Origin of the sequence: Paraburkholderia sp. (genome assembly GCF_026225065.1) — a bacterium.
In the GTDB taxonomy this organism is placed as follows: Bacteria; Pseudomonadota; Gammaproteobacteria; order Burkholderiales; family Burkholderiaceae; genus Paraburkholderia.
Window position 1 is genome coordinate 22,207 of sequence record NZ_JAMFSB010000118.1, and the last position, 6,630, is coordinate 28,836.

7 protein-coding genes are annotated in these 6,630 nt (G+C 60.3%); 5 read left to right on the plus strand and 2 right to left on the minus strand.

Translation table 11 applies throughout. The annotated features are described in order from the left end of the window. Window positions 1-239 precede the first annotated feature (239 nt). The 5 genes from M0954_RS09545 to M0954_RS09565 all read left to right on the plus strand — a co-directional run bounded on the left by M0954_RS09545 (window position 240) and on the right by M0954_RS09565 (window position 5,792). Complete coding sequence (locus M0954_RS09545; protein WP_122157182.1) at window positions 240-1,364, plus strand: porin; 1,125 nt, start codon at window positions 240-242, stop codon at window positions 1,362-1,364. 98 nt (window positions 1,365-1,462) lie between these two features. After that, the gene (locus tag M0954_RS09550) at window positions 1,463-1,861 is read left to right on the plus strand and encodes an antibiotic biosynthesis monooxygenase (protein WP_133893966.1); all 399 of its coding nucleotides are present in this window, start codon (window positions 1,463-1,465) and stop codon (window positions 1,859-1,861) included. A 102-nt stretch (window positions 1,862-1,963) separates the two neighbouring features. After that, window positions 1,964-2,872 carry an ABC transporter substrate-binding protein gene (locus M0954_RS09555; protein WP_367279507.1) on the plus strand — a complete coding sequence of 303 codons (909 nt, stop codon included), beginning with the start codon at window positions 1,964-1,966 and terminating at the stop codon, window positions 2,870-2,872. 105 nt (window positions 2,873-2,977) lie between these two features. Next, window positions 2,978-4,138, plus strand: coding sequence for an MFS transporter (locus tag M0954_RS09560; protein WP_297352838.1), 1,161 nt, complete (start codon window positions 2,978-2,980; stop codon window positions 4,136-4,138). Then, entirely contained in the window at window positions 4,131-5,792 is a 1,662-nt protein-coding gene (locus tag M0954_RS09565) for a thiamine pyrophosphate-binding protein (RefSeq protein WP_297352840.1), read from the plus strand. The genes M0954_RS09560 and M0954_RS09565 overlap by 8 nt, the downstream gene beginning before the upstream one ends. Before the next feature lie 93 nt (window positions 5,793-5,885). On the opposite strand, the gene M0954_RS09570 is transcribed toward M0954_RS09565, so the two are convergent. Both M0954_RS09570 and M0954_RS09575 read right to left on the minus strand, forming a co-directional pair. Beyond that, window positions 5,886-6,404 carry a surface-adhesin E family protein gene (locus tag M0954_RS09570; protein ID WP_133893964.1) on the minus strand — a complete coding sequence of 173 codons (519 nt, stop codon included), beginning with the start codon at window positions 6,402-6,404 and terminating at the stop codon, window positions 5,886-5,888. 8 nt (window positions 6,405-6,412) lie between these two features. Continuing rightward, a partial coding sequence (locus tag M0954_RS09575; protein ID WP_297352842.1) for a PDZ domain-containing protein occupies window positions 6,413-6,630 on the minus strand: 218 nt, incomplete at its 5' end.

Sequence of the window (6,630 nt, forward strand, 5' to 3'; positions counted from 1 at the left end):
CGCCGACGTGTTGCCACATACGGGTATTTACCCGGTATAGCCAATCGGTCGCTCAAGCCATACCCGCAAAATTTCATAGCTGCTATGCGTCAAACGTATTGCTAGCGCATACCCGTTCGGCAAGAATTCAGCCAGCCAATACGGCGATGCGCGCGGCCCGCATGAGAAGACGAATATAAGTCGGCGTTAGATCCGATACTAAACATGACTAACAAAATAATAGTATCCAAGGAGACCCAATGAAAAAGCTGATCAGGTTCGGTGCCGCCGGTGCATTGCTAGGTATGGTCGCGTCGCCCCAGGCATTCGCGCAATCTTCCGTGACGCTCTACGGTGTGCTGGATAACTACATTGGCTATCAATCGTCCACCGTGGGTGGCAAGAGTACGTCACTAACAGTATTGGGCAGCAACGGCCTGTCCACTAGCCGCTACGGCGTAAAGGGTGTCGAAGATCTCGGCGGCGGCCTGAAGGCCAACTTTGACATTGAGGGCGGCTTCGATCCCAGCACCGGTGCACAACAGAACTCGTTTCGCATGTTCGATCGTCAGGCCTGGGTTGGGTTGTCGGATGCTCGCTTTGGCAGCTTCCGTGTGGGTCGCCAGGAAACCGCCATGTGGTTCTACAGCGGCAACATGGATGCGTTCGGCGCGGCCACCTATGGTTCGGGCTTCAATAACTTCGCGCAGTGGCAGGCACGGGTCGACAACGACATCGCCTATTTTGCGCCGACCTTCTTCAATACCCAGGTCGAAGTCCACTATTCGCTTGGCGGCCTGGCCGGCAATACCGGCGGCAACGGGATCTTCCAGGCAGCGGTGCAGAGCTGGCAGGGACCGGTGTACCTCGCCGTGGCATACCTGAACGCGGTGAATGCCACGCAGACCAACCGGGTCCAGCAGTTGATGGCGGGCGGCAACTACAACTACGGATCGGGCAAGGTCTACGTGGGTTTCTTCCGCACCAACGACGTGGTGTCCGCGACAACGGGCAACGCGCTCGGCAGCCCCGGTGGCAAGTTCGATCCGACGGTGGGTGCGGTCGGCAATACGCCGGGGAACTACCACAACACCTACAGTCTTTCTGCCGACTACCAGTTCAATCCCGCGCTAACGGTAGGCGCCGGCTATGCGTATATCCAGGACGACTCTTCGCTGCATAACAATGCCGAGGAGTTCAGCCTGATTTCGACCTACTCACTGTCCAAGAGCACGACGCTTTACGCGGTTGCATCGCGGATCAACAACTCGCATACCGCACAGTTCAAAATGGGCGATGCGGCGACCACGACAGGCACCTTCCTGACACCAGGAACCGGACAGGATGAAACGGGGTTTCAACTCGGCATCCGCCATTCATTCTGAAGACACGTTCGGGCAGGAGGATTCGGGTACGTCGCAAGCAAGACTTCAAGTAGCAACGCTAAACAGTTTTCTTCGATACTTAAACGGGTGGAGGCGCAATGAAGCGTTTGATTCGCGTGGTCATGCTGGTGCTGATGAGCTGTTTCTGCGCAGCCGGCGCCAATGTGGCGCTAGCCGATGTGGCAAGCGATGCGGCGAATGGCCCTGTCGTTGTCGTGGTGCATCTGGACATCGTCCGTCCTCAAGTGAGTCAGGCGCTGCCGATCATGCGGGGGTATCTCGCGACCACCCGCCAGGAACACGGCATCCGCAATGTCGAACTCCTGTTGCAGGTCGGCACGGACAATCACTTCACCGTAGTAGAGACGTGGGACGACCGCGCGGCTTACGATGCACATAACGCGTCTCAGGCAATTCGCGATTACCGCACCCGGATTTTCCCGTTTCTGGCGAGTCCTTACGATGATCGCATTCATACGGAAATCTCGGCAAGCTAGCCTTGAAGCGGCGTCGCTATTTTCAGTCGCCTGGTGGACTCACCAGGCGACTGCGCCGCGTTGTCCGCATAAGTATTTCACCATTGATATGGACCGCTACTCATGATGCACGAACCTATCGAACTTAAGACACCAACTGACATGGCAGGCCAACGGCCACGCGCAACGCGGCGGCGCGGCAGTGCGCGGATGGCTTCGCGGCTCGGTGCGCTTGCCTGTGTGGTCTGCGTTGCCGCGCTTGCTGCCTGCACGACCTCTCCACAGGCTAGCCGTCCGTCTGCCGAGGTGGTGTCGGAGCTTGCACCGTCCGGGACGATGCGCGCGGCTATCAACGTCGGCAATCCCGTGTTGGCTACGATGAATGCGGCCACCGGCCAGCCTGAGGGCATCTCCGTCGATCTGGCGCGCGAGCTGGCGAAGCGGTTGGGTGTGCCGGTTAGCTTCGTCATCTACAACGCGGCCGGTAAGGTCACGGCAGGCGTCCAGGCGCAGCAGTGGGACGTTGGATTCGTCGGTATCGATCCCGAGCGGGCTGAGTATATGGACTACACGCCGCCGTACGTGATCATCCTGGGCGTCTATATGGTGCCTCAGGATTCGAAGATTCTCACCAACGCCGATGTGGACCGGGCCGGCGTGCGCATCGCCATCAGCGGCGGCAGTGTCTACGATCTGTATCTCTCGCGACGCATCAAGAACGCACAGCTCGTGCGGGCGCCGGCTCCGTCACTGGTGACCAACATGATGCTCACGCAGCATTATGAAGTGGCAGCAGGCGTCAAGCAGCGGCTCGCGGCGGACGTGGCCCGCCTGCCTGGACTGCGTCTGCTGGACGGGAATTTCATGGTGATCCGCCAGGCCATGGCCACGCCGCGCAACCGGCCCGAGGCCACGCGCTATCTCACGCAGTTCGTCGAGGAAATGAAGTCCTCCGGTTTCGTGGCGGCGTCCTTGCAGCGGCATCATGTCGACAGCGCAGAAGTAGCGCCCGCAGAAACCGCGCCGCAATAAAACAACCAAAAGCCAGGAGAGGCAATGACAGCGTGGTATCGCAGCATGACACGCCCGCAACGGCAAACGTTCTGGGGATGTTTGATGGGTTGGGCCCTGGACGCCATGGATGTCCAATTGTTTGCCTTTGTGATTCCGACGTTGATCACTGTGTGGGGCATGACCAAATCGCAGGCCGGTATCGTCGGCACGGCGGCCCTGATCACGTCCGCCATTGGAGGTGTGATTGCAGGACTGTTGGCCGACCGTATCGGCCGAGTGCGTGTGCTGCAGATCACCATTGTCTGGTTCTCCGTGTTTACGGGCTTGTCGGCTTTCACGAACTCCTTCCACCAGTTGCTGCTGACGCGAAGTCTGCAAGGGCTTGGATTCGGCGGCGAATGGGCGGCGGGGGCGGTATTAATCGGCGAGGCGGTCGATAAAAGCATCCGCGGACGCGCAGTCGGCACGGTGCAGGCCGGGTGGCCCATCGGATATGCATTGGCGGCGCTCGCTTATTTCGTCATCTTCAGCCTGTTGCCTGCTGAGCTGGCGTGGCGTGCGCTGTTCTTCGTCGGTGTGCTGCCGGCCCTCTCTGTGGTCTGGATGCGCCGCAACGTGCCGGAGTCCGAAGCGTTCAAGGCCACTGCCGCCGTGCGCGAGAAGACCAACATCATGACCAATCTCGGCCTCATGTTTTCGCGCAATATGATTGGCCGCACCTTGACCGCCTCGATGCTGGCCGCTGGGGCGCTAGGCGGGAACTATACGATCCTCACCTGGCTGGTGACGTACCTGAGGCAAACGCACAGCATGTCGGTGGGCAACACCACGACCTACCTCGCGATCAACATCCTCGGTTCGTTTTGCGGTTATGTCGGCGCGGCCTATCTGAGCGATATGCTCGGGCGCCGCAGGACCTTCGTGCTGTCCGCACTCGGCGCCACGCTGGCGATTCTCAGCTACACCTACCTGCCTGTCGTGGGCCTGACCATGCTGATGCTGGGCTTTCTGGTCGGGATGTTCCAGTCGGGCATCGTCTCCGGCATGGGCGCCTGCTTCTCCGAACTGTTTCCCGCGCAGATTCGCGCGAGCGCGGGTGGCTTCTCCTATAACTTTGGCCGCGCGTCCGGGTCACTGGTGCCGGCTGCCGTCGGCATCACAAGTGCCGGATACGGTCTGGGCGCATCGATCGGCGCCTGGGCCGCCGCCGCATACGCGGTGGTTTTCATCGCCGCGCTGGCCATGCCTGAAACCCGCAATAAGGAGCTTGAATTACATGTCTGACTTGACTCCGCAGCCTGGCCGAACCGGTGGTCGAATCCTGGTCGATGCGCTGGTCCTCAATGGCGTCGACACCGTCTATTGTGTGCCTGGCGAGAGCTATCTGCCGGTGCTCGACGCCCTGCGCGACGCGACTGCAATCCGCACCTACGTGGCCCGTCACGAAGGGGCCGCGGCCAATATGGCCGATGCCTATGGCAAATTGACGGGCCGTCCGGGCATCTGTTTCGTGACGCGTGGCCCAGGCGCTACGCATGCCAGCATCGGCGTGCACACCGCCAGCCAGGATTCGACGCCGATGATCCTGTTTGTCGGGCAAGTCGAGCGCAGTTTTCTGGGGCGCGAGGCCTTCCAGGAGGTCGACTATCGGCGCATGTTCGGCGGCATCGCAAAGTGGGTGACGGAGATCGAAGACCTGGCGCGCATTCCCGAAGTACTGGCACGCGCTTTCAGCGTCGCAATGTCAGGGCGGCCGGGCCCGGTGGTAATCGCGCTGCCCGAAGACATTCTGTTCGGCTCAGGTGTGGTGAACGACGCCCATCCTTCGCAGGCGGTCCAGGCCGCACCCACTTCCGGAGACATGGACGTCTTGCAAACGCTGCTCAGCGAAGCGCGTCAGCCGCTGGTAGTGGTAGGCGGAACCGGCTGGGACGAGCAGGCATGCGCGCAGTTGTTAGCCTTTGCGCGCCGCTATGAATTGCCTGTGGCGGCCTCGTTCAGACGTCAGGACCTGCTCGATAATCGTACGGACAACTACGTAGGGCAGATCGGCCTCGGGATTTCGCCGCAACTGGCTGAACGAGTCAAGGCGGCCGACCTGCTGATCGCCGTGGGCACGCGCCTGAGCGAAGTCAGTTCTGGCGGCTATACGCTTGTGCAAAGCCCTGTGCCGAAGCAGACGCTGGTTCACGTCCATGCCGATCCAAACGAACTGGGCCGCGTGTATCAGGCACGTCTCGCAATCAACTCCGGCATGCGCCACTTTGCGAAGGCGCTAGACGCGCTGCCGGGTGTCAACGTGAGATGGTCTGCGTGGACCCAGGCCGCGCGCGACGCTTACCTCGCGCACTCGACACCGCAACCGCCGCATCCCGATCACAGCGGCGTGGATCTGGCGCAGGTGGTGGCTCATCTGAACGACGTGTTGCCTGACGATGCTTTGGTCAGCAATGGCGCAGGCAACTACACCGTATGGGTTCATCGCTTCTATCGCTATCGCCAGCACGCAACGGAATTGGCGCCGACTAGCGGCGCGATGGGTTACGGGCTGCCCGCGGCGGTTGCCGCCAAGCTCAAGCATCCGGAACGTCAGGTTGTGTGCTTTGCCGGCGACGGCTGCTTCATGATGTATCCGCAGGAACTCGCGACAGCGGTGCAGTACGGCGCGGCTGTTATCGTGATCGTAGTGAATAACGGCATGCTCGGAACAATCCGCATGCATCAGGAGCGTGAGTATCCTGGACGGATTTCCAGCACCAGCTTGCAGAATCCCGGATTCGTTGCGCTAGCTCACGCGTTTGGGGCCTTCGGTGAAGTGGTCGAGCGTACCGAGGATTTTCCTGACGCTTTCGCTCGGGCGCAGGCGGCCGGTATTCCCGCTTTGCTCGAGTTGCGCACGGATCCACGGCAGATTACACCGGCGTTGCGGCTGGAATGATCGCTACGGCGGGCGGCGCGGCGACGCAGCGGTGGTGAACCGCCGTTCGCCCGTTGCCCGACACACGCCTGGCCACTTACTGCTGCGCCTGGTTCAGCGTGAACACACCGTTCTCATCATCGCATCCGCAACCGAGTGCGGCGTTACGCTACGGAAATCGTTTGGATCGCCAGGGTTTGAATCTACCTGGTTACCGTCGGTACCGTAAGACACGACCTGGCCGATGGCGGTCGTCTTGTCGGCGCAGTTGTAGATCCAGTGCGAGACCTGTTTGGTGAGCGGGACGCTATATCCGGGACGTACGGCAGGCTGCGCGAAAGTGGCGGAAACCCACGTGGCAGTGATTTTTCCGTTATGCGTGATCGACTCGGTGTCGTACCTGAGAACGGTATCGTTGTTCCATTCAAATACCTTCCAGTTCTCCGCAAATGCCGTCATCGACATGGACAACAGCGCGGCGCAGATTACCCCTTTTTTGAGCATTTTCGGTCCTACTTTAAGAGGAGCATCAGTGTAGATCGGACAAATTTCGATTGCATTTCGAGCTTGATTACCCCGCGTTACGTGATTTAACGAGCCATGGGGCGCACCGCGGTCCTGTGCGCCGAGCATGGTCCTTATCATTGGATGTAATCGCGCGGTTGCACGACAACGTCAAAGCTGACCTTGTCGCGAAGCACCGACAACCGCATCGACTTCAGTTCACCGGAAGAGATCTTCCGCCACGTAGCATTCACCAGATCCTGCGACACCGCATTCCCGTCGATCGCAGTGATCCGGTCGCCCTTCCTGAGTCCGGCCTCCCACGCGGGCGAATCCTTGTAAATCGCTCCGACCA